Below are 26649 nucleotides of genomic sequence, written 5' to 3'. Positions count from 1 at the left end.
AGAACGCCTTCCCATGGGGCGCGGCACGTCCTACATGCCGGTGCATGGTGACAACCGAAGCGCCGTAGGGGTCACCCGAACTCGTTTCGAGCCCAGTCGTCCGCGCCTCCGGACGATCCTGAGGAACCGGAGGACCGCGAGGAACCCGAGCTCGCCGTGGAGGCGGCAGCCGCCGGCCTGTTGGCGGACTGGGCGCCGCTTGAAGACCCGGACCCCGCCCCGGAGGCTGTGGCCGCCGCAGCCCCGTCCGACGCCGACGTGCTCTGGGCACCTTGTCCGGCCAGCGCGTCCACGCCGTGCTGTACGCGATCCCCGGCCGCCGTGGTGACACGCTCCGTCGCCGCGTCCACGGCGTTGTTCACGTGCGTCGCCGGATCCACGTAGTCGGCGATGGTCGAGCCCTCGCCGCCGGTGACCTCGTTCTTGAGGCCGTCGACGTACTCGCCGGCCGCAGTCCTGGCCACGTCCGCCGTCTCGCCGAGGTCGATGCCGGACCGCGCGTCGAAGTACGTCTCGATGCTCTGCTGGCCGATGTTCTGCGCCATTCCGACGGCGGCTTCCGTGGCCTTCTCCTTGGCCGCGTCGATCACCTTCTCCTGGACGAACTGCTTGCCCTGCTCTTTGAGTTGGTCCTTGGCGAACTGCTTGACCTTCTCCTTGGTGATCTTTTCGAGCTGCTCCTTGGCCAGCTTCTTCACCGCGTCCATGGTCGCGTGCTCCATGGCCTTGGTGACCGCCTCCATGACCTCCCGCTTGAGCCGGTCCAGCAGCTCCCGGACGATCAGCCGGGTGGCCTGTGTCGCGCCGAGCGCACCGACTTCGGACAGTCCGAAGGTGAAGGGAGCCGCCGCCTGCGCCGCGATGATCTCGATGGCGAGGGCGACGAGTTGGGCGATCACGGCCACTTTCGCCGCGAGTACCGCCACCGCGGCCGCGTCGAAAGCGAAGGCAATCACTTCACATGCGGTCTTCGCGTCCGGCAGATAACGGTCCTCGCCGTTCGCGCCGGTGTAGGCACCCCAGTCCTTGCTGAATCCGTCGATCGCCGTACCGAAGTTGTGGGCGACGACGGTACGGGCGAGGCCTTCGCCTTCCCGCTGGATCTCTTCGAGTTCGTCGCCGAAGGCCCGCCAGGTCTCGGCGACCTTGTGCAGCGCTTCCTCGTCGACCTCCGGCCAGGTGTAGCCGAGGAGGTCGAGTACCCAGACAAGCTCACCGGGAAGTGTGAGCGACATGCGAATAGCCCCCGAATTTAATTGGAGTTGGCTTGTTGATCAGAAGCACCGGAGATTCGGAATCGGCCGGAGATTCAGAATCAACCGGAGAAGATTCAGAATTGGCCGGAGATGTTGTCCATCAGCCCACTGTTCGACGCATCCGACGCGTCATAGGTGCGCGCCATGCCCTGAAGGTTGTCCCCGATCTTCTGAAGCCGTTCCGCGAGGCTGTCCATCGATGTGAAGATCCCGTCGCGAATCGGCGTGTAGACCTGGCCGAAGATCTCCCCGAAGTCCGCATCCGCCCAGGGTTCTCCCAGCGCATCGAGGGCGTCCTGAAGCCGCTTGGACGCGGTCGAGAAATCGCCTCCGAGGTCGGTGAACTTCCCGCCCTGCCGCCGGAGTACATCCGTGTCCACGTTAAAGGTGTCGAACTCCATGACTCTCCCCCGAACTCCCCTTGCCGTAGTTCATATTGGACGACAGACCGATACCTTAGACTCCTCGCGCACAGCCCTGCCAAACCCAGCAGTCAAGAGATCGTCAAGTTATTCAAGGGGACACCAAAAGTGGTGACTACACAGCCGCGTTACGGCAGCACGGGGAGTCTGTGGATGGGCAGACTCCTCGGATTGGGACTGCTCCTCGTGGCCGCGGTCGTCGCCGCGGTGACCATTCCGGAACTGCGCAGTGAACTCGCAGGTGACGGCACCGAGGGAACCCTCACGATTTCTTCATGCGAAACACACACCAAGACCCACTACGGCACGCACAGGCGTTCTACGGAACTCAAGTTCAGCTGCATCGGAAACTGGACCGCGCAGAACGGTAAAGGCACCTACGAAGACGTGGTGGTGGAAACATCGTCGCGTTTCGAATCCGGTTCGAAAATCCCCGTGATCCAGGTGGGCGACACCTTCGAGCAGCCGCAGGATCGCGACCCGGGCGACGATGCCGCGATTCTCGCGTTCTGCCTCTCCGTGCTGGCCGTCGGCATCTTCTGCCTCCTGACCGGCTTCGGCGGCCGCGGCGGCCCCGGCCTCTCGGCTTCCTGGCAGCGCCTGCCCGCCCGGACCGTCACCGGCCCCGCCCTCGGCGGCCTCTTCGCACTGGGCGCCCTGGCAGCGCTGGTCTGCGCCCTCGTCCTCTGACCGCTCCGTCCCCCATTTCCTGAGGAACCCTCAATGACCCAAGTACAAGGGAACGCCGCGCCCAACTCCGCCGGCCCCGGCGACCGAACCAGCCTTGGCCGCCTCATCGGCGCGGGCCTGATCCTCGTAGGCCTCGTCCTCCTGGCCCTGGGCGCCTACCTCGGCCCCTACACCTACGCCACGGCCACCCCGGGCAAACTCACCGTCGACACCTGCACCGTCGACTACAAGTACCGTTCCAGCACGTCGAGCAGCTCGCGGAAGAAGACCAAGACCCGTTGGTGCTACGGCACCTTCACGTCCACCGACGGCTCCGTCAAGGACCTCAACGCCGAGCTCAAGAGCGATGCGCTGCACCAGCGGGGCTATGTCATCGAGGCCATCAAGACCGGAGACACCTCGTACAAGCTGGATCACGGGTGGGTCGGGGCCATCGCGGTGGGCTGCGCGTGGTTCTTCGGTGCGCTGATCTCCCTCGCCATCGGCACCTTCGGCGCGGTCACGGGGTTCATCTCCGGCGGGGCGTCCGCGCAGGGGTTGTTCCGCACTTGCCTGGTGCTGGTGGGGGTCGGGGTGGTGGGGCTTGTTGTGAGCTTGCTGGTGGTGTTCTTCGTGTGACGGGGCTTCCCGCGTCCTACGGCCGACCACTCGTACGATCAGGGCGGAGGGATCAGCCGATGAACAAGGAATGCCGCAGTCAGGTCGAGCCGCATCTCCAGAGTGGCGAGCGGCTGATCGTGGTCTGTGAGTGTGAGACCGCGCCCGGGGTGCCGGACCGGCCGGCCTGGTTGCAGCAGCCACCCCAGGAGTCGAGTTGGGAGATCCGGCTCAAGTCCCGCCTGCCCGGAGTTGTACGGAAGTTCCTGCAACCCAGCCGGCCCAACTCCGTCACCCGGTTCGAGCAGATCATGGACGGCGCCGAGCGGACGACCGACGACGCCGTAGCACGGGCCGTACACGGCAAGGGCCTGCACGGCGGATGGGAGGGCCAGGCCGGTCAGTTCTTGGCAAGGCACTACACCGCTACGCATGTACCGGCCGCTGCACTGGCGGTCTCGTTCACCGACCGCCGGGTACTCGTGCTGGCGGACCGCGCGCAGCTCTGGCAACTCAAGCGGTCCTTCGAGCCCCAATGGGAGGCTCCGCGATCGGCAGTTCGCGGCATCCGCGCGACACCCAAGGGCGTCCTTCAGCGCGGCCGCTTCGAGCTCGTCCTCACGGACGGGTCGTGGATCGCGATGGTGGCTTCGGTGCCTACGCATGCGGAGCCGTTCGCAGGGCGGGTGGGTTGAGGGCTCGTTCCAGAGGGCCGTTCCCCTGGCGCGCACGGCGGCTGGGCAGACCGTTGCGGGCCTGCCTGGCCGCCGAGTCGATTTCTAGGACGCGGTCGTGGGCAGTGCCACGAGGGCGTAGGAATCGCCGCTGACGCCGGCGCCAACCGAGGTGACGTAGAGCACTCCATCGTGCCAGAAGGGCCACTCCCCGCCGCTCATGTTCTTGTTCACCTCGACCGGATATTCAGCGACTGTGGTCATCGCGCCGTCCTTGGGATCGAGTTCCACGAGCTTCGGCTTCTCCGCACCCTCGTTGACATACGCCAGAAGTCGGTCGCTGCCGGTATCCCTCAGTGGAATGTAGTGAATGGTCTTGCCTGCCGGCGCTTTCCACAGTTCCTTGCCTGTGTCCAAGTCGTAGGCGACGAGAGTGTACGACGAGCCCTCCGCCTCGTCCCGCTCGCCCACTCCCATGAGGAAGATGTTCCCGAAACCAGCGGCCTGGCGCAGCGGGCTTCCGTCCTCCGGTGTGTGGACAAAGTACTTCTCCGTCATTCCGGGAATCTTGCTGCGTCGCTCACCGGACTTCTCATCGAGCGCGAACACACCCTTCTCGCCGCTGAGGACGAGCGGAGAAGTGGAAAGGGCGATCTCCGCTTCGTTCTCCCCGAATCGCTTCGACCACTCAGCCTTGCCAGTGGCCGGGTCGACCAGCGCCGCCTCGGTCGACCGCTTGCCGGTGAACTCGTCGCCGCCGGTAAGACACCACGTCGTACGGATCAGATTCTTGCCGCCGGTGTACGTACCGCTCTGACAGCCGCTCGGTACGACCTTCTTCACATCCCAGGCCAAGCTGCCGTCGGCCACCTTGAGCGCCATCTGCTCCCGGTCCGTGGTGACCACGACGGTCTCACCGGCCCGGGCCAGCGCCAGCTCCGTACCGGTCTTGAACTCGTCCTTCACCTTGAAGGCCTTGTGCCACAGCTCCTTGCCGGAGTTGAGGTCGTACGCCACCGCGTGGTCGCACTGGCCGTGCGCTCCCCCCATTCCCGAGGCGCCGTACGCGACTACGCCGATCCCGCCGTCGGAGACGGAGGGCGCGACGCAGGCCTGGTTGCCCGCTCCGGGCAGTGGAGTGGCCCACAACTGCTTTCCGGTGGCACGGTCGTAGGCCTTCACACCTCCGGCCAGGGTCTGAACGACGGCCTTGTCGGTGAACCAGGTGCCGTCCACCTCCTGCTCGCTCAGCGACCACTCCGACTTCGACGGCACACTCCACAGCGGTTGCGTGGCGGAGCCGACCATCAGGTACCACGCTGCGCCTCCGGCCCCGCCGAGGACGACGAGTGCAACGACGAGCAGCACGATGAGCCCGGTCTTCTTCTTCCGCGGCCGCGCAGGCGGAACGGGTGACCCGGGGTACTGCGGTGGATGACCTGGCTGACCGTAGGCCGGCTGGCCGTAGCCCTGCTGGGGAGCCATCGGATACTGCGGGGGAGTCGGCTGCTGGGGGTAGCCGTAGCCCGGCTGTCCCGGTGGTGTCGCGGATGGCTGTTGCGGATAGCCGTACCCCTGCGGCGGCATGTGGCCCTGCGGCGGCATGTGGCCCTGCGGTGGCACGTGGCCCTGCTGCGGGGGCATGGGAGGCTGCGGCGGAGCGGGGGGCTGCTGGCCGTAGGGGCCGGCACCAGGACCTGGTCCGTTGGCGCTCATCAGATGCTGCTCCTGACGTACTGGGCCCATGCGGCCTGGAATTCACTCTCGCTCATGCCGACTGCTCGCTGAAGCTGCTGATCGAGTTTCGTGGGTGTCCGATAGTGGTCCACGGCGAACTCGAAGAGCGCGTCCTCGCCGCCCTTCTCCGCGATGAATCGCATGGCCAGATAGCTGAGGGAGTAGTTCGCACCCACCGTGTTGTATTCCGCTTCGAAGTCCTGACCAGGTAGTTCACCGCTGAACTCCTCCCCTGCCAGATCACCACGCACACTCGCGTCGCCCAAGGCCCGGTCGAACCGGTAGGAGACGTACTCCGCAAACCCCTCGACGACCCACGCCCGAATGCTCGTTTCCTCGTTCTGGCCGTATGCACCAGGATCCTGCGGCTGAATGAGAGCGTGCGCGATCTCATGCCGGGAGATGTCTCCGACACCCCTCTGCCAAGTGGACGACGTGAATCGGGTCGTCGAGGTGTCCATCTTGATGCGCGCGCCACCGTATTCGAGCCCGTCGTCTCCGCTGGAGCCGGCATTGAACGCGGGCATGGGTACGCTTTGTCCGGCGTCCCACCCCACGTCCCTGCCGTCGTTGTTGTACAGCTTCGTGTACGTCTTGCGATCCGGCTCAAGTACGACGAGGAATCCCTCTGGGGTGTTGGGAACCGACGATGTACTCGATCCCCACAGTTCCAGGTCTTTCTTGGCGCTCTCCTCCACGATGGGCGCGAAACGCTCCGCGTCAGCAGCGTTTTTCTTGGCCGAGATCGTGATGGTATGCGCCTGACGCTTGACGTACATGTCGTCGTAGAGGTCCCAAGGAGCGGGGTAGTAGACCGCGTTAGCCAAGGCGCTCGCGCCCGGAGAACCCCCTACTTCACTGATGCGGGGCTCGACCGACTCGGACTCCTTCTCGACCGCCCACCGATACCACTCGGAGACCGGTCGGACGTCAACGCCCTTGATCTGGTGCACGAAGGCGACATCCAGCGTGAGCTTCACATCGGAGCCCCACTCGTCCGATCCGTCGCCCGTCTGCTTGAGCACCATGAACTTGCTCTCCGCGAAAGGAATCTTCCGCAGATTCCGGAAAATCTCCCGCTGCTTTGCCTTTGCCGCGCCGACGAAGGGCTCCAGGAATTCTTCCTCGTCCCCACTCTTCAGGGCGGCCGTACGGCCGTTGAGCAGCGTTGCGATCTCGTCCGAGCTCAATATCTGCTGCTCTTCGCCAGCCCCGCCCTGGGCCCCGGGCAGCGAGCCTCCGCCTGCGGCCTTGTACAGAGCCAGCCCACCGACTCCGAAGACGGCCACCACGGCCAGGACCAGCAACCCGATGACGACCCGCTTCAGCCCCTTGCCCTCGCCGAAGTTGCCAGGCGGGGGTGGTGGTGGCGGGGGTGGCTGATACCACCCTTGCTGCTGGACCGGTGCCCCGTACGGGCCGGGGTTCCCCGGTCCTCCGGGCGGCGCGGAATAGGACATGACAACCTCTCACGCGGACATTCTGATGAGGGAGCTCGATGTGGTCCGGTCACACGTGGCAGAGGCCTGGGTGACCCACCCAGGCCTCAATGCGCGGTGCGTGCCGACTCCTTGAGCGGTAGTCGCACTGCCCGACTCACCCTCCCCTTAAGTCACACAACACCTTATGACCCGTACTAACGGAGCCCTTACCTGTCACCATGAGGCTCCCGTGCAGAAAGTGTGATCAAAAGTTGCGTGGGCCGCGGCGCGCGTCTGAGGTCGAATGCCGGACATGCCTGAAGACTCAAGGGGCGTCCGGCGGGCCAGCCACCCGTACACGACGATCCAGCGACCGGCTACACCACCCGGCGGGACATGACCCTTCGCTAGCACAGGGCTCGTTGTCGGCATGCTGATCGGCGCCGTCATTGGGCTGGTGCTGAGGGTGTCAGTCTTCGGCAAATTGATGATCGGCTAACGCTCGACACCATGGCTGCCCGGGAGCCGGCCCTCAGCGATTTGCATGTGGCTTCAACGGCAGGCTCTCAAGGTTCACCGAACGGTCGGGCCGCGTGCTGTCATGCAGGCCACAAGCAGTTCGGCAAGCGGCCGACCGGGGACCCGACGCCGCGGGGGCGTTGAGCCCCTGCCAGCTGTCCCTGTCCATCTGGCGCAGTGCGACCATTGGGCATCACGATCGAGGTCGGCCCTTGAGGTTGCCGATGAACATCGTGAAGCTTCCGGCAGGGAAGGTGAGTGCGCCGCGGGACGGGTCCTTCGAGTCGCGTATCGCGACGTGGGTGTGGAGGTTGGCTATCTCTACGCAGTCGTTCCCCTCACCGCCGCCGGAAAAGGACGACTTCTTCCACTGAGCGGGGGCGGTCATGGCTGTCCTCACAATTCCTTCGCCATCTGATTGATGAGGTCACGTGACTGCTCGGGAGTGAGCGACGCCGCCTTCACCCTACGGAAGAGCCCTCGAAAGTGCTTCAGTTGGGCTTCGGAGTCGATGAAGGCCGTACCGTGCGGAGCGTCGCGCACGACAGTGTCCAAACAAGGCACTGCTCCGCCGACGTACACCATCGCGCTTCCGGCACCCGCGAAGTCGTCCAGGCCGAAGGGGATGACGCGCACAGTCACGTGATTCGCATCGGACAGCTCCAGGATGCGGGCCAGTTGGGCCCGGGACGCGGCTCGGCCGGCCACTTGGATGCGGAGCGCCGCTTCGTGGATCACGGTCTCGTACGGAATGGGGTCGGGGCCCTCAATGATGACCTTTCGCCTCATCCTGTGGTTCACCCGATGCTCCACTTCGCCCCTTGGAAACTCCGGGTTTATGTAGGCGAAAAGGGCTCGTGCGTAGGCATCTGTCTGGAAGAGCCCGGGCACATGGATGATCGCCACGTCGTGGCGAAATGTCGCCCAGTGGTCCAGTTCGGAGAGGTCCAAATAGGCAGCGGGAAGGGTGCCCCGGTACTCCTCCCACCAACCGCGGGTCCGATCAGTAGCCATGGCCACCAGGGCGTCGATCAACTCAGGGTCCACACAGGCATAGTTGGCCGCCAGACGGCGTACGCGCTCCTCGCTGACGCCTGCGACCCCGGACTCGATCTGACTCATCTGGACGGAACTCACCCCGAGCAGCGTCGCTGCCTGAGTGGCTTTGAGCCCTGCGGCATCGCGAAGCTTGCGCAGCTCGGCGCCCAGGCGCGCCTGCCGCGCCGTGGGATGTCGCCGTGTCGCCATGTCCAACTCCCTGGTTCAACTCGCGGAACAGCGTGCCCCGTTCGGGCGTCAGATTACGCGAACCACTTGCACGGTACTAAGTTTCAGACCTACCGTCAGTGACGCGACACATACACTGCGGGAATTCGGGGTCCCGGAAGCGCACCGCTCCGTCCTGCCACGACGGCTGCGGCACTGCCACCGCCCGCCTTCCTGCAGAAAACCGCCAATTCCCCTCCCTTGGACAGGAGTTTCGTCATGCCCGAAATCGAACCCTGGGAGTACTCCCTCTCCATCCCGAACGACCCACGCGCCGTCACTATCTGTCGCCGTACCGTCCGCCTGATTCTCACGATGCATGGCTTGATCCGCCTCGTCGAAACCGCCGAACTCCTCTCGACGGAGCTGGTCTCCAACGCCGTACGCCATACCAAGGGACCCGCCGCCCTGCGTCTGCGATGGCGGAGCGGTGTGCTGCGTATCGGTGCCTGGGACGCCGACCCCGAGCCGCCCGAACCTCCGTCAGAGCTGGGTGACTCGGTTGACGCGGAGGATGGCCGCGGTCTTGCGCTGGTCAGCGCCTGTGCTGACGTATGGGGTTGGCAGTCGCTGTCCAGAAACGGCAACCGGGGTAAGTACGTGCGGTGCGAGCTCGTTGCCGCGTAGGTCACGGGGTCGGGTCAGCGGAGTCGACCAGCTGAGCCATGAACCGTCGTGGTAGCAGACCATGCCGACCCGCCCCCGGAAACAGCATTAGACACCGCTTCTGATGGTGGATCCATCTCGTTACCCGGGGCATGGCAGGTCTCGTAGAACGGCTGGACGCCGTCGCCTTTGAGGCGGCAGTCGCGGAGGATCTTCCAGGTCTTCATGCGGGCGAAGACGTGCTCGACACGGGCGCGGACCTGCTTGTGGGACTTGTTGTGTTTCTCTTTCCAGGCTGGCAGTTGGGCCTGGCCGCGCTCGCGGCGGTGCGGGATGATGAGTCCAGTGCCCGGGTAGCCGGCGTCGGCAATCGTGACCGTGTTGCCGACGGCGTCCTTGGCGCCGGACTCCTCCCATGCCTTGCAGTCGTTGCGGTTCCCGGCGAGTGGCCGGCCAACCACGACGATCAGGCGGGTGTCGGCATCAATGACGACCTGATGGTTGGTGGAGTACCGGTAGTTCTTCGACCGCTCGGCGATCGTGTGGTCGCGGGTGGGCACCAGGGTGCCGTCCACGATGAGCACGGTGTCCTTGCCGAACCGCTTGCGGGGCTGGAGTGCGAGCAGGGGTCCGAGGTGGGGGAAGCCGTCCCAGGCCACCGCGGCGCCTGGGAGGCAGTGGCCGTGGACGGTTGCGTAGTCGCGGGCGACGGCGAGGCCGGCGTCCCACGCGGAGGCGTGCACGGACCAGACCATGCCGAGGTTCTCCAGCGCGGTGACCCGCTTGGCGTCCAGCGTCCCGGCCGCGTAATAGCGGCGTTGATCTGCGACCCAGACCCCCAGCGGATGTCCCGCACTGCTGTCCCAGTCCTCCGGACACACGAAGGTGTACGGCACGCGCAGCTCGCTGCTGCCGGTCTCGCGCAACCACCGTGTGGCTGCCTCGATGCCACGGCGCCAGTAGGCGCCTTCGGGGTCGATGACCCGCAGCCGGACGAACTGGGTGAGGACGGCCGGGTCGCGTTCCTCGCTGAACCGCAGTACTCCCGCTGCCGCGGCCCCGACCGTCGGAACGAGGTCCTGCTCCTGGACGTCCTCACCGCCAGTGTCCTCCGGCACGTCTTCGCCACCGTCGACGTCCTTCTCGGACCGCCAACTGCCGCTGCGCAGACGGGGATCGGCAAGCGCCTCGACACCGACCAGGCCATGGGGGACGAGACGCTGGAGTTCGAGGCGGGCCGGGTGATGGCGGAGGAGATCGCGGGACCGCTGGGAATTACCGGTACAGGACGATCGAGTTGATCGGGGTCAGGTTCAGGTACTCCCCGTAGCCGGGACCCAGCACTTTGCTGCAGTCGCCGGTGCCGTTGTAACCGGTGCACAGCTTCACGTACGCGTCCTCGAACGGGCCGTTCTGGTTGTTCAGGACCCAGTGCTGGTTGACCTGGTTCGACAGGTTGTAGGTGCCGTAGCGGAAGTACTTGTTGGTGATGTCTCCGGCGCCGATGTTGCTGTAGCGGCCCTCGGCGTAGATGCAGACGTTGCCGTCCGGGCAGCCGGCCCAGTCCGCCTGAGCGGCGGCGGAGGCGCCGGTCGCGCCCGTGAGCACGGTGGTACCGGTCGCAGCGGCGACGGCGGCCACGGCCAGCAGGTTGCGGAGATTGTTCCTCATGGTGGTTCCCTTCCTGGCTCTGTTTGACATGTCTCATGCCTACCAGGGGGCGTTGCCGGGCGGGTACCTGACAGATGTCAGGGTGGAAACGTGGGAGTTGTCCGGAGCGAAGGACGCCGTCGGCACCGCCACCGTGATCGCCGACGGCGGCTACCGCGGCACCGGCCTGGTCATCCCGCACCGCCGCGAACCTGGCCAGACCGAACTCCCACCCTGGAAAGAGGAATACAACGCGTCTCACCGCAAGGTCCGTGCCCGCGTCGAGCACGCCTTCGCCCGGATGAAGACCTGGAAGATCCTCCGCGACTGCCGTCTCAAAGGGCGATGGCGTCCACCACGCGATGCTCGGCATCGCCCGCCTGCACAACCTCGCCCTCGCCGGGTGACGAAGGGGCAGGCAGGTCAACGAACCCGTCGTAGATCATTTATGGGACAGCGCTTAGCCGCGTCCTACGTGGTGAGGCGGACGAGTCGCTTGTAGCAGCACAGGGCGGCGGCCAGGCCGAGAAAGGCCAGGTAGTTGCGAGGATTGCGTTCGTATCGAGGGCTGAGTCGGCGGTAGCCGGACAGCCAGGACATGGTCCGCTCGATGACCCAGCCGCGTCGCCCTAATCGTTCGCTGGATTCGATGCCTTTGCGGGCGATGCGCACTCCGATCCGCTTCCATCGAAGCCATCTGCGCGGATCGGAGCGGTCGTAGGCTTTGTCCGCGTGTAGGCGCTGACGCTTGAAGTACCTGCCGTTGTGAGGGTCGTGTTTCGTTTGGTGACCCTCGATCATGGGCTTCAGTCCTTCGCTGTCGTGGGTGTTGCCGGCTGAGACGCCGACGAGGAGAGGCAGTCCGTTCGCGTCCGACAGGATGTGCATCTTGGAACCCGGCTTGCCCCGGTCCACGGGGCTCGGACCTGTGTGTTCGCCCCGTTTTTAGCCCTGACGTGGGCGGTGTCGAGGACGACGCGGGTGATGTCGATGAGGCCGGCGTCGTCGAGCCGGTGCAGCACGGCTTTGTGCAGGCGGCCCCAGACACCGGCTCTTGACCAGATCAGGAAGCGGCGGTGAGCAGTCGACTTCGATATGCCGAAGCAGGGCGGCAGTTGGCGCCATGCGCAGCCGCTGACCAGGACGTAGACGATGGCCGCGAACAGCGTCTCATCAGGCGTGTTCGATGTTCCGCCGCCCTGTGGCCGTGCTCGTTGCTCTGGAATCAACGGCCTCGCGATCTCCCACAAGCCGTCCGGCACGATCCAGCTCCACGTTCCCCGCCCCATGCTGGGTCAACGTCCGCCTCACCACGTAGGACACGGTCTTAGTAGGTGGGTTCTCGACCAAGAAATCCGTCTCCACCAGAGGCTTCGCGTGCTTACCTACCCGTTCGCCGGCGTCTGAGCGCCGCTCTGCACGCTCTCGCCCACCTCCGCAACGGTTCACCCGTACACGCAACTCGCCACCGCGTTCGACATCGGAACCACCACCGCATACCGCTACATCACCGAAGTGCTCGAGATCCTGACCGCCCTCGCTCCCACCCTGAGCCAAGACGAGCAGAAGCATGATGCGAGCTTGCCACTGACGGCAAAGCACTGTTCAGCGGTGAACAACATTCCGGGAACAACGATCCCACCAACGACAAGTAACTCAAACGGAATCGCAAGGATTAGTAGAAGTACGTGATATTCGGTTCCTTCTCCACCAACTGGGTTAGCCCAGCCTGCTGCGCCTTCGCGCTACGTGATGACTCCGCCTGCTCGCGCTTGTCCGCAAACTTCTGCCATTCCGCTGGCTGCATGAACAACATGTCATTGGTGCCGGGCACAATCATGACTCCGCCAAAGGGGAGATCACCGGCAACCCAAGCACCGCCGTCCTCTGCACTCTGGGGCCAGCGACGGACCGTCGAGGCGTTGATAGCGCGCATCAGCGGTGCGCCGTGCTGACCACGAGTGGAAACCTTGATAGTGAACACCGTCCCGAGCAACAGCCACTGCTCGCTCTTCTTGACCACTCGCGTGTGGTATTCGAGGGGATAGGTGCGCAGCACCTTCTCACACGCCGCAAGCCGTCGACCACGGCTTGCCCGAATGAACAAAAACAGCAGGACAAAAAAGCCAGCAAGGACAGGGAGCGGCGTGAAGAAGGAATCCGGGACGCCCACTACGTGCAGCAGGAGCGGCAATGCGATCAAACCAAGGCCGAGGCTAATGCGCCCTCTGGCATGGTTTGCCCACTTCCTCCTGTTGTGCTTCAGCACCTGCTCGACATCGGGCGCCAGATCTGGGGTCGCCATGTGATTCTCCATCCTCACCCGAAATCACTGCGTATCGATGCGGCCGCGCTCTCCCGGTCGGGCTCCACGGCGCTCCCGGCGTCGGGCAGCGAAGGGTCTGTGAATGTCACCGTGTGAGCAACGCCGAGCAGGATATCCCTGTAGTCGTCAGCGAGCTCGACAGAGGCCGTCACCATCTGGATCATGATGATGTCGGGGGTACCGGTGCCAGTCACCGCGACTGTGCCCTGCCAGACCCGACCCTGTGAGAGCGCGTCATGACCCTCGGGGGGCCTGCCCGGTACCGTGGCGCTGAGCTTCTTCTCGACGAGAAAGCCCGGACCGCATGGCAGTTCAAGGGGGCGCATACCCTGGTCCGGACTAGTGGCAGCGGTGCCTGCCAAGTTGGCGATCACCAACTTGGCGTTGGACCCGGACGTCGGGACAGTCGAGACAGTGAGTACAGAGAAGGCGATTCCACCAGCACCATCCGGATGCGAACCGACCAAACAGGCTTGCACACGATTAGCATTCAGCGAAGTGACAACACCGGCGTAGAAGCGCAGGACTTCTTCCGCACGATCGCGCATCTCGTCCGGCAGAACGAGCAACTGCCGGACCAGCGCCTCGATCTGTTCCACCGGAGGATTGAGATCCAACCGCAGATAGCCGTGCGGAATCAAATACCAGAAGGCCGACTCCCGCTCTCTCACCCGTTCCTGTTCCGTGGTGAGCTCGGTCACTGAGGGATCCGCCTTTCGGAGTCTGTAGCGATGAGCATCATACGAGCTTCAGCTCTCCAGCAAGGCCGAGGAGACTGGCGCCCGCCTTGGTAAACTCTGCGAAGTTGTGGCTGCTGCCCTCCTTCGGGAGCACTCCCGCTTCCTCGAGTGAGGACACGGAGTTCGCCACGACGTTGAGGCCGTTGGCGCTGATATTTGCCATCAACTTGGCAGAACCCGTCGCACTGTTGGATGCAGCTTCCCAGGCATCGTCCACGCCGGACTTGGCACTCGTCCTGAAGACATGACCAAATTCCCGACCAAACTCCTGCACCTTTTCAAAATTTTTGACCGCGACGCCCATTTCATCGGCCATTCGAAGACCATCAGCGATTTCTCGACTAGCCGCGGTGAGGGCCTTCGCTCCGGGAACCATTCCGAGGGCGTCGCCACCGAACGAGGCATAGGCAGAGAAAGTATCCATGTTCCACCCAAACTTGTCCCCCCACGGGAAAAAGGCTTCTCGGAAATCATCATCGGCAAAATTCTTGCCCATGGAAACCCCGCTAGCCACTAGAGCAATTCCCGCGAACAGCGGCGCCAGCGGTGTGGGGAAGAGCGCCAGCAGCCCAGCGATGGCGCCAATGGTCCCCGCATGTTCCAGCAAGAACTCGCCAGTCGCCTTGATGCCGTCCCAAATGGCGTCGACGGCCTTACTCAGCCAGCCTGGTTCCCTCGGTGCCAGCTTGTCTGTGGCATCGTCGAGCGACTTGGCGACTGTTTCCGCGTTGTCCGTATGGGTGTGCTCCAGTACCTCAGCCTTCGCGATGATGTCGTTGTACTCGCCATTGGCCTTGTTCAGAGCGATGGTCGCTAGGTTGAGGTTACGCTCAGCTGCCCGCAACCGTGCAGTCGCCGCGTCGGCCTCTTCCTGCGTGGGGAACTGTTGGCCGGCGAGTCCCAGGTCCGGATGCTTCTCGGCATGGGCGTGATGTTCCTTTGCCGACGTGACTGCGGCCTTCTTCTCGGCCGCGGCATCATCGTATTTTCGCGCCAAGTCTCGATTGGACGTCAGGTAACCGTCCCAGTTACTCAATTGCGCCGCTGCCTTTTCCAAGGAACGGGCAGCGTTCTTGATGTAGGTCGGCAACTCACCGTCGATGGCTTCCCGGAACGCCTTTGCCGCGTCACCCTCCCAGTAGCTGCTTTCGCCAATCAGCTTGTCGAGCTGAGTGTGACAACTGCGTAGGGCAGTGGCGGCCGAACTGACCTTCTGTCTCAGGGCATTGACTTCACCGGGTATTCCGGGTACGGGGTTCCAGCCAAGATTGGGGTAGGGGTTCGCAGCCATTACTTCGCACCCCCTCCGCCTGAAGTGGCCTGCTCCGCCATGTGCTTGAAGGCCTTCTCCAGAGCTTCCTCGACTTCTTGGTAGCCCTTCTTGTTGGACCTCACGCCCTCGCTGACAGCCTCGACCATCTTGCTGGTCTGCTCGGATCCGTACTTCCACCGTTCTTGGAAACCATCACACGCCTCGTCGAGACGCTTAGTCCCGATCTGGTCCGCGCGGACGTGTGCCAGAGCGTTCCGCGCCTCATTCAGATCCCTGATGCAGCCCTCAAGAGTCTTGAGGAACTGCCCCAGCTGATCTACATCCGTTTTGAAGTGCTCCCCCATGAAAGTAGATAACTCCCTGAATGATAGACGTAACGAAAGCAAGCCAGAAAACTAACAATACTGACGCGACTTCGGCGCTCAGGTCGCCCGCAGGGCAGTCGCGACGAACCGCGCTACCGGCCACGACCGAGCGACCATCTACTGGCCCTGGTACGGAGGCTGTTGAGCGTAGGGATGGGGCTGTCCCGGGGGCTGTGTAGGAGCAACTGGATATCCCTGAGTGGGAGGTGCACCGGGATACAGCGGTTGAGCGGGCGGATGCATCATCTGCTGGGGTGGGTAGCCACCCATGTACTGCTGATGCGTTCCATCCACAGAGTTACGGCGCCTGCGCAGCACAGCAAGGACGATGACCGCGCCAATTACGGCTCCAAGGCCGATGACGCCAACCACCAGGGCGACGAGGCCCATTGCGATGATCCTTTCTCGTTCTTGGCATCTAGGTCACTGCAAAGTGGTGACGACTGCCAGGCGGCAAGATGATGCTGAAGTGGCTTGCGGTGCGGTCATCTCATCGGCAGCGGATTGAGAGCCCGTGCGGAAATTCGGCGCCGCAGTCTCTCAGACAGAAGTCCCCCTACTGCCCTTGCTGTGGCGGCTGTTGGGTGTAGGGGTTGGGCTGCTGTGGAGGTGCGGGGTAGCCCTGGTTGGTAGCCGAATTGGGGTACTGCTGGTAACCCGTCGGAGCCTGCGGCGGATAGCCGGCGCCGTGAGGAGCCGTTCCGCCGCCGGAGCCGGAGCCGCCGTTGCCACCGTTGCGACGGTTGCGGATTACCGCGAAGAGGATGCCGATGACGACGACTGCGATGGCGATGCCAGCGATGATGAGGAAGCTGCCCGAAGAGGAGGACTTCTTCTTTTTCTTTGCCAGACTCGTGCTGTCGTTGTCGTCGGAAGCGGCGCCTGAATTCGTGGAGGTGGAGGAAGACGCCTGGGCGAGGGGTCCCTGCTTCGGACCCTTGGGGATGTCCATCGTCAGCGCCGAACCAGGGCGGGCAATCCCATAGCCGAGCTCCTTGTCCGGAGCTGTCCTGCCCTTGTTGTTCAAGAAGGACGCCGACTTGATGAGGCGGTTGATGACCTGGCCTGCGGTGAGGTCGGGGTACTTGGAACGAACCAAGGCGGCAATGGCGGAGACGTAGGCAGTGGCGTCTGATGTGCCGGTGGCCTTTGCGTATCCGTTTTCCTGCCGAGGGTCAACTCGCGGGACATCAACACCGGGGGCGGCTAGGACTACGCCTTTGCCGGTATTCGAGTTGCCCCAAAATTCCAGGTTCTTGTCGACGGCAGTTACAGCAACGACTCCCGGAAGAGCAGCTGGGTAATTGACAGTTCCACCGTCATTACCCGTGCCTGCTACAACCACGACATCATGCTCCTGAGCGTAGGCAATTGCCTTTGCGCCCTTAGAGCCGGGATATGCAGTACTGTCGTTAAATGAAAGGTTGATGACCTTGGCGCCTTGGTCTACCGCGTAGCGGACTCCATCTGGCCAACTAGTTGAAATTTCATTGCCATTCCAAGCACGCACCGGAAGGATCTTGGCCTTCGGCGCGAGACCCATTACGCCGTCGGAGTTACCTTGCCCGTGTCCGTGACCAGCAATGACACTCGCCATGCCCGTGCCATGGCCATCAACATCATTGTGGGCATCGCCACCACTTACGTCCCTGCCGGACAGGACTTGACCTGTGAGGTCTGGGTGGGTGGCATCCACGCCGGAGTCAACGACTGCAACGGTGACTCCCTCCCCTTGTGCAGTTTCCCAGACCCGCTCGGCGTCGTACACCGTCAGGGGCCACTGCGCATCCCTGACAGAGTCTGCTGATGCGACAGGGGCCAACGTGAGGAGCAAGGCTCCCGTCGTCGCCACGACACCTGTCGTGGACAGGACTCGCTTGAAACCCAATTCCTTGCTCCTCAGTCAGCTTCGGCTGGGGACACCAGCCTTCACACCTATGCGGACCGGAACTTCCCGTCCGACCTGCTTGCGTACCTACTCAATGGTCCGCGGCACGTTGCGCTTGCGATCCTCTTCCGAGATCCAGGTCTCTTCGTCCTCGACAAGGTAGTCCGGACGGTCGCCCTGGCTGTTCTCGTCCTCAGCTCGACGGCCATTACGACCGCCCATACCGCCAACTCCGCCCGCCATCGCGCCACGTTGCGTTCCGCCGCGGCTGCCATGCAGGCCTGCACCACCACCGGCGCCTTTGCCAGTGACTCCCTTGGCCGCGCCGACCACACCGCCACGGGACTTTGCAAGCGCACCACGACCGCCAGCGCCGGCACCCCCACGGCCAGCCGCGCCAGCTCCGGCGCCGCCCATACCACCCATGCCGGCCCGGCCTCCGGCACCGCGGCCTGCAGCCGCGCCGCCACCGGCCATGCCGCCGCGACCGCCCGCCATCCCGATGCCGCCGCGTCCAGCAGCGCCGCCCCTGACTCCGGACGCCCCTCCAGGCGCCACGATGCCCGGGCCCTGAGCCCCGCCGGTGCCGATGCCGCCGCCACCACCGCTGGAACCGCCAATCCCGGTGCTGGGACCGCTTCCCGTCAGGCCGGGGGAGATACTGTCCACCTTCGTCTGCGCCGTCGGAAGCTGCGCGCCTCCCGTGATCCCCTGGTCACGGGGCACCGTCGGGGCTGGCTTGATGCTGGTCGTCCGACCCGCGCTCCAAGGCTTAGTCGTGCCGCTGCCAGTGCCGGGACTCGTGGTGCTGGGAGACGGCATGGCGATGGGAGTAGGCATCGGCGCATTGGGGTTCGGTGCCGGGAAGGGCTCAGGGTCGTCAATCGGAGGAAGTCTTTGCAGATGTGTCTTGTAGTTGGCCGCCAACTGCTCCATGATCGCCACCCCCTCCAACTGCTTTTCCTTGCCTGCTGACAAGGAATCGGCATTCGCCTGGCGGGCGGCGTCCGTGCTCACACCCTTGTTGATGTCTTCCAGCAGTTGCTCATCGCTGCGCTCGTCGTCAGTGAGCTTGTCCCAGGCCCTGGACCAACCGGAAGGCTCTTCGACCTCCCGCATCTTGGTCATCGAGTTCCGCAGATCGTTCTGGACGGCGTGCATGGCTTCCCCGTAGTGGTTGGCCCACGCAGCTCCGTTCCGGACGTTCTGCATGATCTCGTTGGCCTTCTTACGGAAGGCCTCTGCCGCGTCGCCCTCCCAGTGCTCGAGTACGTTTTCCACCGCGCTCTGCATCATGCCCGCGACGCTGTCCTTGGCGGATACCGAGTCCACGCCGCCAGTCTTACCGTCGCCGTCGCCACCCGAAAGGATGTTGTGGACCGACTTCCAGTGCTGGCTGACCTCGTAGATCCGGCCGGGGTCCGCATCCAGAATCATGGAGCGCAGCTCAGGGATACTCATGCTCATGAAGGGCGTGTCGAGCTTGCTGCGGTCCGGCCCCCCCATACCGCCGTCCTTGAGCGACTCCAGCTTTTCGTCGTGCTTGTCCTGGATCCGCTGCTGCTGTGCCTTCTGCTGAGCCTCGTAGTATTCGGGGCTGTTGTAGTAGCCGCCGTAGCCGTAGCCCATTGTCGAACGTCCCCTCTGTCAGTGACCTGTCGCTGAACCGTCTAGTAGGCCGAGCCCTTAGGCCCACCGTCGGGAGCAGCGCTCACGCCCTGCTTGTTCGCCTGTTCCTGGTTGTTGTACTTGTCCCTGACCTTCGAGGTGCTCTTGCCGAAGTCGTCGATCAACTGGTGCAGATCCTTGATGATCTTCTCGATCCGCGTCTTCTGCTTCTGATGCGCATTGTGAAGCTCGTTCGACTCCAGGAACTTCATACTTCCAAACGCAGTACTCGGGATGTCCGTCTCGTACTTGGCCTTGGTGTTGGCCTTGTCCATGTCCGACAGAAGGCCGTTGAGCTTGCGGATGACGTTATCCAGCTCGCTCAGATCAACCCGCATTCCGTTACTCATACCCCGTTGTCCTCTCCCCTGTTCCTCAAGTTGTCAGCACCTACTCGGTGCCCAATCATCGCCCAACCCCGTTGACGGACGACCCGGACCGACCAACCGAGCCAGCTCGCCCAACCGACCCAGCCCGCCCAGTCGACTCACCCCGCCGACTACGCCAGTCCCGCACAGCAACCCCACTCCCCGCAACCACAAGCGCAAGAGCCAGCCCCGTGCCCAACACATAGATGGCTACCCGGCGTTCGCGCTCCGCCTCGCTCTCCCCCATGGTCACGGCCATCGGGATGACGCGGCTTCCTGAGCCGGCCGCGACCGGTGGGTCCGGCTCGGGGGACTCGCCGGGCTCGGACTCGTCCGTGAGCGCGGCGACCGGGTCGACGACGCCCCAGCCGATGAAGGGGTTGGCCTCGCGGCCCGGGCGTTGGGCGGTTTCCTCGATGCGGGTGGCGATCTGGGCGGCGTTCCACTCCGGGTACTTCTGCTTCAGCAGGGCCGCGACCCCCGCGACGTACGGCGCCGCGAAGCTCGTGCCGTCGGCGGTGCACTGGCCGCCGAGGGGGACCGTGGAGACCATGCTGACGCCGGGTGCCGCGACGTCGACGAAGTCGCCCGCCTGTGAGAAGGGGGCGCGCTCGTCGTTGCGGTCGGAGGCCGCCACCGCCAGGACGCCGTCGTAGGCGGCGGGGTAGGTCTTCGCGAGCTTGCCGTCCGCTCCGTCGTTGCCCGCGGCGGCGATGATGAGGGCGCCCTTGCTCACCGCGCGCTCCACCGCACCCCGCAGCGTGTCGTCGTCCTGCTTGTTCTGGGTGTCCGACGAGATGTTGATGATCTTCGCGCCGTCGGCGACCGCGTCCCCGATCGCGTCGGCCATGGTTCCCGCGTTGCCCTGGCCCTTCTCCCCCTCCCCTCCCGTGTAGCGGTAGGAGAGGATGTCCGCGTCCTTGGCGATGCCGACGAAGCCCGTGCCCTTGTACGGGCGGGCGGCGATGATGCCCGCCACCCGGGTGCCGTGTCCCTCGAGGTCCTGGGTTCCGGAGCCACCGACATAGGACCGTCCGCCTGCCACGGCGCCGGTCAGCTGCTTGTTGGACTTGTCGACACCCGTGTCGATCACCGCGACCTTGACGTCCTTGCCCGTCGCCTGTTCCCACAGCTGGTCCAGGAGGATCCGCTGCAGTGACCAGGGCGTGGACTTGATTACGTCACCGCCGAAGACGCATTCCGAGCTGTCGGCCAGGCCGAAGCGGGCCCGGGCGCTCTCGGAGTCACCCGAGCCGGAACCGCCGGAAGCGGCGGCGCCCGAACCAGAACGGCCGGAGGCAGTGTTGCCCGAGTCCGCGAGGCGGGTGGGAATCGCCGAACCAGCCGGTCCAACAGAACCGGCCGGCCCAGCGGAACCAGCCGACATCGCCGAACCAGCCAGCCCAGCCGAACCAACCGGCACCCCGGAATCCCCCGGCACCCCCGGTCCCGCCATCGCCGGCGGCGCCGACGTGAGGCAGATCCCCGTCACCGCGAGCACGCCAAAAGCCCGCTGCAGTGCGCGGGTTCCACCGCCTCGGCCGGCGCGGCTGCGCGAGCGGGCCGTCCTGCCCGCCGCGTTCAGCCCCGCCACGTCCAGGCCCACCACGTTCAGGCCCCTCATCTCTTCAGGCCCCCAGGGCTTCCTTGCTTCCTTCGAAGCTGGGTCATGTGTGTGTCGCGGGTGTTGCGACGCGTGTGAATGTTTGCGGAATTTGCTGTGTGCATCCCCGTAGGGGGTGCCAGCCGTTCCGTAGAAGCTGTGGAGGCCCCCGAAGCAGAGGACGGCCCAGCGGACGCTGTGGCGTCGGCTGGGCCGAATCTCTTCATCTCATGCCCCTTGGGCCGCCGACGGGCTCAGCTCCAGGTCGCGGAGTTGCTCTTCTCCGTGGCCTGGTAGTTCTCGGCCGCGCTCTGGAGCGCCGTGGAGATCTTCAGCAGGGTGGCGTGCAGGTCGGCGGCGGTCTTGTCCCACTCACGCTGCTTGCGCTGGTAGCCCTCCTGCGCCTCGCCCTCCCAGGTGCTGGCGACGCGCTTGACCGCGGCCTCGAGGTCGTCGAGCTGCTGCTTGATACGGCCGGCGGTGGACTTCACGTCCGTGGACGCGTTGGTGATCGTTGCGTAATTGACGAGAATCGACATCGTCAGTCCCTTTCAGGATGAAATCGAAGGAAGTCGGTGGAGATCAGGGGGATCCGAAGGGGTCCGGGGTCCGGAAGGACCGAAGCCCTTCAAGCCGGTACGGCTCGATCAGCCGAAGTCCGACATGATCTTGCTGATCTCGGCGTTCTGCTGCTCTTCCGACGCGGAGTAATTGCTCCGCGTGGAGTCCACGGCTTCCTTGATGTCGTTGAGGATGTCGCTCATCCTCTTCGCGTCCTGGTTCCAACGATCCTGCAGCTGACGGTAGGACTGGGCCGCCTGGCCCTTCCAGCCGCCGGCGATCTGGTCGATCACTCCGTTGAGGCGGCGGATCTCGCCCTGCAGCTGACCGTTCACGGTGTTGATGTCGCCCGAGAGCTTGGTGAGTTCGTCCTCTGTTACCCGGAACTGGCCGGCCATGATGAACCTTCCCCCATGTCGTCGTTGATCCGGGAAACCTGTACCGGTGCCCGGACGAATGCTTCGCACGCTTGAGCGCTGCAAACACTCTATCGTCAGCCTGTCACTCAACCACAGGCAAGACCAATCAGTTACACGGCTCACACACTTGAGCGATCATCCTGTGACTCTCGCACCGTCTTACTCTCAAGTGCGTGCGCACGTACGACCGTTGGCGGGTCACTGACTCTGTTCCTGCGCGGCGCTGCCGGTGTCCAGCATGGGCCCCTTCGGGATGAACGCCGCCCACGTCTGCGGCACGATCGCGGGCCTCGTCACGTCCTCGTAGCCGAGCCGCGTGCGCGCCTTGTCCGTCTCGCTGGCGTCGCCGCCGGAGGAGTCCGCGGTGCCCGAGGCCGAGTCGCCGCCGTTGCCCTTCGCCGCGCTGTCGTTGGTCTTCGGCAGCGAGTAGCGCAGACCCGTGTCCGTCAGCAGGTACTGCCCACCGCCACCGGCCGCCGTACCGGTGATCTCCGTGAAGAGGAGGCCGGAGCCGGAGGAGACGTAGGCGCTCAGCGAGTCGGCGACGATCCGCTTCGGGTACGCCGTCCCGGCCCAGGCCGCGAGCTGCGGCTTGTTGCCCTGGCCGATGGTGCCGCCGTAGACGCTGCACGAGGTCGTGCGGGCCTCCGCGGTCGCCGAGGCAGGGGAGTTGGCCTGCTTCGGAACGGTCTCGAACCAGCCCTTGTCCTTGTAGAAGGACGGAGTGTCACCGTTGTTGGCGTCGATGACCTGAGGCGTCGCGAGCTTGATGTCGGCGCTCTCGTCCTGGCCCCAGGCCGCCCTGACCAGGCCGGCGACGAAGGGCGTGATGGCGGCGACCTTGTCCTTGAGGACGACGTAGTACTGCGTGACCTGCGTGTCCTCCGTCTTGATCACCCGGCCCACCGACGCGTCGGCGGGGAGTCCCTGGACCTGGGTCGGCCCTCCGGCGCCCTCGATGGTCGGGAACGTGATCACGCCGCCCGCGTTGAGCGTGCTCAGCCACTCCGAGCTCACCAGCTGCGGTTCGAAACCCGCGGCCGTGGTACCGATGGCGGCGGCGCGCAGCTTCTCCATCGTGGGCTTGTCCAGCGCCGGACCGCCGAGCTGGAACTTGGTGCCCTTGCTGTCGACGAGGTAGTCCAACTGGGTCCTGGAGTCGCGGACGTACAGCGCCTCGCGCGGATCCACCTTCCCCGCGTTGCCGAGCGCCTTGGCGTCGTCGGCGTTGAGCACGAAGACGGCCCGGTCGATCGCGCGGGCCGAGCCCTCGACCGGGCGTTCGCACACCGCCCAGGTCTTCGGCTTCTGCGCGTCGTCCTTGGACGGCAGCCGATCGGGGGCGTAGGGAATGCCGATGGTCGCCCCGTGCCGGATCCCGCTCTTGTCGATCTCCTTACCGGGGACCTCCAGGACGCTGCCCTTGCCCTTGTCGAGCAGCAGCTTGGCGGAGGCGTAGTTGAGGACCGGGTGGAGGACCTTCTCCACCTTGCCGTCCTTCGGGTCCGGGTCGAGGACCACGTACCGCGTCGTCGAGTCGCTGTCGACGATGATGTACTCGCCCGGGGTGTCCCAGCCCTTGGGCGCCGTGGGCTTGATCACGCCCCAGGCGATGAACCCGATGACCAGCACCAGGCCCACACCGAGGCTGGGCATCACCGTACGGATGGGACGCGGAGCGCCTTCCTCCGAGCCGCCCGGCGACGGCGCCAGGAACGCCGCGACAGTGCGCTTGCGAGCGAACGTGTAGGCGGCGAGCTCATCCCGACGCTGCTTTGCCATGGTCCCCGTGTCTCCCGTTTGTGATGCTCGATCGTGTTGCGATGCCCGAGCGCGACCGTATCGTTCGGCATTGTCCGGGCCGGCCGGCCTCGTCCGTACTGACTCGATCGCTCCCGAAAGCCCGAAAGGCCGACTTGTCAGGCCACTTCGGCCGCGCAGGCCCCTACTATGCCTTGCGCCGCCCGGCGACGATCCATCAGGTGTGCGGCCGCCCCCGCATCTTCACAGAGCTTCACCACAGCGCTCCACCATGCGGGATCGGTCCATGACAGGCTGACCACCTGGGTTTTGGGTGTCCCCTGTGTCGCCAGGGGTTCCGCAGCGGGTACCGTGAGCCACCCGCATGGATGTTGAGGGCCATCGGTGCCCCGGCCCGTCGCCGGGATCTCGGCCCTCTCGAACCTCTCGGCCACAGAGGATCCGGTCCGGCCCACGGCCACTACTTCGCGAAAGGGATGTCCCGGGGGATGAGCAGCGCTACGAGCACTCGGCGCGGTCGCCGCGCACAGCAGCAACAGGGAGGTCCGGGCGGCGGCAGACGTACGTCGGCCACTCCGGCAGCCCCCGCCGCCGCGTCCCCGCGCACGCTGCCCCGCCCGGGCGGTCTGGGCCCGGTAAGGCTCCAGCAGCTCATCCTGGTGGAACTGGCGGCGGCGGTCATGCTGGCCGCCTGGGCCGCCGACCAGTCCTGGATGCTGGTCCCGGCCGGTGTCGTCGCCGCGCTGCTGCTGCTCCTGGCGGTCCTGCGCCGGGGCCGCCGTCCGCTGCCCGAGTGGTACGAGACCTCGCGCGCGCTGAGGCAGCGCCGCCGCGACGCGAAGCAGCCCGTTCCACCGGGGACGGACACGATGCTGGCCCCGGTCGTGGAGTGCGACCCCGCTCTGCGGACGTACTCGTTCGTCTCCCGTGACGACCGCTCGATCGGCATGATCGGCGACGGCTCCTTCCTGACCGCCGTCCTCTTCGTCCAGCCGGGAGACCAGCCGCTGCGCCCCGCCGCCGCCGATCGGCAGCTGCCGCTGCGGCTGATCCAGGACGCCCTGGAGGTCGACGGGATCCGGCTCGCCTCCGTTCAGGTCGTGCAGCACACGCAGCCGGCGCCCGCTCCGCATCTGCCCTCGCAGTCGCTGGCCGCGCGGTCGTACGGCCCCCTCCAGGCGCAGGCCGGCTCCCCCGCGCTCCGCCTCACCTGGGTCGCCCTCAAGCTCGACCCGGAGCTGTGCCCGGAGGCGGTCAAGGCACGCGGGGACCGCGTTCCCGGTGCGCAGCGCGCCCTGTTGCGGGTGGCCGACCAGCTGGCCAGCCGACTGGCCGGGGCCGGCTTCAAGGCGACCATCCTGGACGAGACCGAGCTGGTGCAGGCGCTGGCGACGTCCAGCTGCCTCAACCCGCGTGCCAACGCGCAGCACTCCCAGGACGGGCGGACGCCGCAGCGCCGTACGGTCGAGGCGGTCCGCACCTGGCGGGTCGACGACCGGTGGCACACGACGTACTGGGTGTCCCGTTGGCCGCAGTTGGGGAGCGGCGGTGTGGCGCTGCCGGAGCTGGTGACGCGGTTCACCTCGCTGCCCGTGCTCGCCACGACGTTCAGCATGACCCTGAGCAAGGCCGGCAACCGGGGTGTCGCCCTCACCGGGCACGTCCGGGTCACCGCTCGCGGTGACAGTGAACTCGGCCAGGTGGGGCGTGAGTTGGAGCGGGCCGCGAGTGCCGCGAAGGTCGGCCTGGTCCGTCTCGACCGGGAGCAGGTCCCCGGCGCCCTCGCCACTCTGCCGCTCGGAGGTACCCACTGATGTCCCACCCCGCCTCGACCATGCCCCCGGGGCAGCAGGGCCGGGCCCCCGGGCGCACTCCGGCTCACGTGGCCTCGCCCACCGACACCGGCATGATCCCGATCATCGGCCGGCAGCCGGAGGCACCGCAGCAGCAACGGCGTATCTTCAGCCCGGGGTTCGGGCTGCGCGGCCCGCGCCGCAACCGCCATGTCGTCACCGTCGACGAGCTCGCGGCGATCAGCATGCCGATCGGTGACGACGGCGTACTGATCGGCACCGACCCGGAGTCGCAGCCCGCGGTGCTCGGGCTTTCCCGGCCGACCGCGTTCGACGTCGTGCTCGTGGGCGGTCTGTGGCTCGCCCAGGTGCTGGCGTTGCGGGCGGCCGCGACGGGCGCGCGCGTCGGTGTGGAGACCGGCCGTCCGCAGGCCTGGCAGCAGTTGGCCCAGGCGGCGGGCGGCGGCCAGCAGTGCGTCACGGTCTATCCGGTGGGCCGGGTGCCCGCGCAGGGGCCGTCGGTGTCGAGCCCGGTCGTACTGATCCGCGACTGCGGCATCCGCCCGCCGCGGGGCCGGGTGACGTCCGTGCCGTGGCAGGCGGTCGTGACGGTGCTGCCGTTCGTCAGCGAGCACGCGCCGCGCTGGCTGTCCCAGGCTCATTTGGTGGGGATTCAGCGCATCTCGCCCTACGAGACCGAGGCCGTACGCGACACGCTGGGGATCCCGGAGGAGCAACTCCAGCACCTGCCGACCCTTCACGACGGCGTCGCCCTGTGGTGCACTCGCAAGCATCAGAAGTTCGTCATGACCGAACCCACCGATGCGGAGACGGGGCTGCTCGGCGTGGCCCGTCGTATGGACTGAGAGGTCGTCGTCCCGGGAGCGGGGCGCGAACGGGGCCTCGGCCACGTGGTGTTACGAGAGTTCGGCCACGTGGGTGACGAGGCCTCGGTCACAGGGTGTTGCGAAGGCTCGGCCACAGGGCGCTCCGTACGCACCATGAGGCCCTTCCGTCCACACACCCGGGGCTATAGCGTCCGCCCC

At 65.6% G+C, this 26649-nt stretch carries 25 protein-coding genes and 5 pseudogenes; 9 read left to right on the top strand and 21 right to left on the bottom strand.

The genetic code is table 11. The features are described 5' to 3' along the window. Positions 1-71 precede the first annotated feature (71 nt). Together ACZ4UU_RS08815 and ACZ4UU_RS08810 are read right to left on the bottom strand one after the other, a co-directional pair. Positions 72-1235: a WXG100-like domain-containing protein gene (locus ACZ4UU_RS08815; RefSeq protein ID WP_468037783.1), complete on the bottom strand. Its 1164-nt coding sequence runs from the start codon at positions 1233-1235 to the stop codon at positions 72-74. 95 nt (positions 1236-1330) lie between these two features. Beyond that, the gene (locus tag ACZ4UU_RS08810; RefSeq protein ID WP_468037781.1) at positions 1331-1657 is read right to left on the bottom strand and encodes a WXG100 family type VII secretion target; all 327 of its coding nucleotides are present in this window, start codon (positions 1655-1657) and stop codon (positions 1331-1333) included. A gap of 174 nt (positions 1658-1831) precedes the next feature. Between ACZ4UU_RS08810 and ACZ4UU_RS08805 the strand changes: the two genes are divergently transcribed. The 3 genes from ACZ4UU_RS08805 to ACZ4UU_RS08795 are packed head-to-tail and all read left to right on the top strand — an operon-like array spanning position 1832 to position 3660. Continuing rightward, positions 1832-2368, top strand: a complete 537-nt coding sequence (locus ACZ4UU_RS08805) for a hypothetical protein (protein WP_468037779.1) — start codon at positions 1832-1834, stop codon at positions 2366-2368. Positions 2369-2401: 33 nt separating this feature from the next. After that, on the top strand, positions 2402-2986 hold the full coding sequence (locus ACZ4UU_RS08800; protein ID WP_468037777.1) for a hypothetical protein: 585 nt from the start codon (positions 2402-2404) through the stop codon (positions 2984-2986). A 59-nt stretch (positions 2987-3045) separates the two neighbouring features. Then, a complete protein-coding gene (locus ACZ4UU_RS08795) occupies positions 3046-3660 on the top strand; it encodes a hypothetical protein (protein ID WP_468037775.1) in 615 nt (204 codons plus the stop codon). Positions 3661-3744: 84 nt separating this feature from the next. Here ACZ4UU_RS08795 and ACZ4UU_RS08790 read toward each other — a convergent pair whose 3' ends face one another. The 4 genes from ACZ4UU_RS08790 to ACZ4UU_RS08775 all read right to left on the bottom strand — a co-directional run bounded on the left by ACZ4UU_RS08790 (position 3745) and on the right by ACZ4UU_RS08775 (position 8564). Next, a complete protein-coding gene (locus ACZ4UU_RS08790) occupies positions 3745-5355 on the bottom strand; it encodes an outer membrane protein assembly factor BamB family protein (RefSeq protein WP_468037773.1) in 1611 nt (536 codons plus the stop codon). After that, the gene (locus ACZ4UU_RS08785; protein ID WP_468037771.1) at positions 5355-6836 is read right to left on the bottom strand and encodes a hypothetical protein; all 1482 of its coding nucleotides are present in this window, start codon (positions 6834-6836) and stop codon (positions 5355-5357) included. The genes ACZ4UU_RS08790 and ACZ4UU_RS08785 overlap by 1 nt, the downstream gene beginning before the upstream one ends. 673 nt (positions 6837-7509) lie before the next feature. Further along, the gene (locus ACZ4UU_RS08780) at positions 7510-7704 is read right to left on the bottom strand and encodes a DUF397 domain-containing protein (RefSeq protein WP_468037769.1); all 195 of its coding nucleotides are present in this window, start codon (positions 7702-7704) and stop codon (positions 7510-7512) included. An 8-nt stretch (positions 7705-7712) separates the two neighbouring features. Next, positions 7713-8564, bottom strand: coding sequence for a helix-turn-helix domain-containing protein (locus ACZ4UU_RS08775; protein WP_468037767.1), 852 nt, complete (start codon positions 8562-8564; stop codon positions 7713-7715). Positions 8565-8801: 237 nt separating this feature from the next. Here ACZ4UU_RS08775 and ACZ4UU_RS08770 point away from each other — a divergent pair, with 237 nt between their 5' ends. Further along, positions 8802-9209 (top strand): ATP-binding protein, encoded by a 408-nt coding sequence (locus ACZ4UU_RS08770; protein WP_468037765.1) that lies wholly within the window; start codon positions 8802-8804, stop codon positions 9207-9209. Positions 9210-9364: 155 nt separating this feature from the next. On the opposite strand, the pseudogene ACZ4UU_RS08765 reads toward ACZ4UU_RS08770, so the two are convergent. Next, positions 9365-9826 (bottom strand): annotated as a pseudogene (locus tag ACZ4UU_RS08765) (transposase); the annotation flags it as partial. 126 nt (positions 9827-9952) lie between these two features. Then, positions 9953-10306, bottom strand: a pseudogene (locus tag ACZ4UU_RS08760) (helicase associated domain-containing protein); the annotation flags it as partial. A gap of 69 nt (positions 10307-10375) precedes the next feature. Here ACZ4UU_RS08760 and ACZ4UU_RS08755 point away from each other — a divergent pair. Continuing rightward, positions 10376-10489 (top strand): annotated as a pseudogene (locus ACZ4UU_RS08755) (DUF5063 domain-containing protein); the annotation flags it as partial. Here ACZ4UU_RS08755 and ACZ4UU_RS08750 read toward each other — a convergent pair. Continuing rightward, complete coding sequence (locus tag ACZ4UU_RS08750; protein WP_468037763.1) at positions 10464-10859, bottom strand: hypothetical protein; 396 nt, start codon at positions 10857-10859, stop codon at positions 10464-10466. The pseudogene ACZ4UU_RS08755 and the gene ACZ4UU_RS08750 overlap by 26 nt on opposite strands. Before the next feature lie 85 nt (positions 10860-10944). Here ACZ4UU_RS08750 and ACZ4UU_RS08745 point away from each other — a divergent pair. After that, positions 10945-11245 (top strand): annotated as a pseudogene (locus ACZ4UU_RS08745) (transposase); the annotation flags it as partial. A 64-nt stretch (positions 11246-11309) separates the two neighbouring features. On the opposite strand, the gene ACZ4UU_RS08740 reads toward ACZ4UU_RS08745, so the two are convergent. Beyond that, positions 11310-12127, bottom strand: a protein-coding gene (locus tag ACZ4UU_RS08740; protein ID WP_468037761.1) for an IS5 family transposase whose coding sequence is annotated in 2 segments (ribosomal slippage) — positions 11310-11779 and positions 11779-12127 — 819 coding nt in all. Because the reading frame shifts where the segments join, the coding sequence is not laid out codon by codon here. A 108-nt stretch (positions 12128-12235) separates the two neighbouring features. Here ACZ4UU_RS08740 and ACZ4UU_RS08735 point away from each other — a divergent pair. Beyond that, a pseudogene (locus ACZ4UU_RS08735) lies at positions 12236-12395 on the top strand (transposase family protein); the annotation flags it as partial. A gap of 118 nt (positions 12396-12513) precedes the next feature. Here the strand turns inward: ACZ4UU_RS08735 and ACZ4UU_RS08730 are convergent. The 11 genes from ACZ4UU_RS08730 to eccB all read right to left on the bottom strand — a co-directional run bounded on the left by ACZ4UU_RS08730 (position 12514) and on the right by eccB (position 23831). Continuing rightward, a complete protein-coding gene (locus ACZ4UU_RS08730) occupies positions 12514-13143 on the bottom strand; it encodes a hypothetical protein (protein WP_468037759.1) in 630 nt (209 codons plus the stop codon). Between the two features lie 14 nt (positions 13144-13157). After that, the gene (locus tag ACZ4UU_RS08725) at positions 13158-13865 is read right to left on the bottom strand and encodes a hypothetical protein (protein WP_468037757.1); all 708 of its coding nucleotides are present in this window, start codon (positions 13863-13865) and stop codon (positions 13158-13160) included. A 37-nt stretch (positions 13866-13902) separates the two neighbouring features. Next, the gene (locus tag ACZ4UU_RS08720) at positions 13903-15195 is read right to left on the bottom strand and encodes a WXG100 family type VII secretion target (RefSeq protein WP_468037755.1); all 1293 of its coding nucleotides are present in this window, start codon (positions 15193-15195) and stop codon (positions 13903-13905) included. Next, positions 15195-15521, bottom strand: coding sequence for a hypothetical protein (locus ACZ4UU_RS08715; RefSeq protein WP_391420956.1), 327 nt, complete (start codon positions 15519-15521; stop codon positions 15195-15197). The genes ACZ4UU_RS08720 and ACZ4UU_RS08715 overlap by 1 nt, the downstream gene beginning before the upstream one ends. Positions 15522-16098: 577 nt before the next feature. Then, complete coding sequence (locus ACZ4UU_RS08710) at positions 16099-17430, bottom strand: S8 family serine peptidase (RefSeq protein ID WP_468037753.1); 1332 nt, start codon at positions 17428-17430, stop codon at positions 16099-16101. A gap of 87 nt (positions 17431-17517) precedes the next feature. After that, positions 17518-19059, bottom strand: a complete 1542-nt coding sequence (locus tag ACZ4UU_RS08705; protein WP_468037751.1) for a WXG100 family type VII secretion target — start codon at positions 19057-19059, stop codon at positions 17518-17520. A gap of 41 nt (positions 19060-19100) precedes the next feature. Further along, positions 19101-19448 carry a hypothetical protein gene (locus tag ACZ4UU_RS08700; RefSeq protein WP_468037749.1) on the bottom strand — a complete coding sequence of 116 codons (348 nt, stop codon included), beginning with the start codon at positions 19446-19448 and terminating at the stop codon, positions 19101-19103. Between the two features lie 55 nt (positions 19449-19503). Next, the gene (mycP, locus tag ACZ4UU_RS08695; RefSeq protein ID WP_468037747.1) at positions 19504-20853 is read right to left on the bottom strand and encodes a type VII secretion-associated serine protease mycosin; all 1350 of its coding nucleotides are present in this window, start codon (positions 20851-20853) and stop codon (positions 19504-19506) included. A gap of 470 nt (positions 20854-21323) precedes the next feature. Then, positions 21324-21614, bottom strand: coding sequence for a WXG100 family type VII secretion target (locus ACZ4UU_RS08690; protein ID WP_030053280.1), 291 nt, complete (start codon positions 21612-21614; stop codon positions 21324-21326). Between the two features lie 102 nt (positions 21615-21716). Beyond that, positions 21717-22028: a WXG100 family type VII secretion target gene (locus ACZ4UU_RS08685; RefSeq protein WP_048584643.1), complete on the bottom strand. Its 312-nt coding sequence runs from the start codon at positions 22026-22028 to the stop codon at positions 21717-21719. A gap of 219 nt (positions 22029-22247) precedes the next feature. Beyond that, complete coding sequence (gene eccB, locus ACZ4UU_RS08680) at positions 22248-23831, bottom strand: type VII secretion protein EccB (RefSeq protein ID WP_468037744.1); 1584 nt, start codon at positions 23829-23831, stop codon at positions 22248-22250. A gap of 467 nt (positions 23832-24298) precedes the next feature. Between eccB and eccE the strand changes: the two genes are divergently transcribed. Beyond that, positions 24299-25624 (top strand): type VII secretion protein EccE, encoded by a 1326-nt coding sequence (gene eccE / locus ACZ4UU_RS08675; RefSeq protein ID WP_468037742.1) that lies wholly within the window; start codon positions 24299-24301, stop codon positions 25622-25624. Beyond that, entirely contained in the window at positions 25624-26469 is an 846-nt protein-coding gene (locus ACZ4UU_RS08670) for a hypothetical protein (protein WP_468037740.1), read from the top strand. The genes eccE and ACZ4UU_RS08670 overlap by 1 nt, the downstream gene beginning before the upstream one ends. Positions 26470-26649 lie beyond the last annotated feature (180 nt).

The sequence above is a fragment of the Streptomyces sp. NPDC028907 genome, assembly GCF_055564995.1.
The sequence above is the reverse complement of the archived record's forward strand: the minus strand, read 5'-3'. Positions and strand labels throughout refer to the sequence as shown.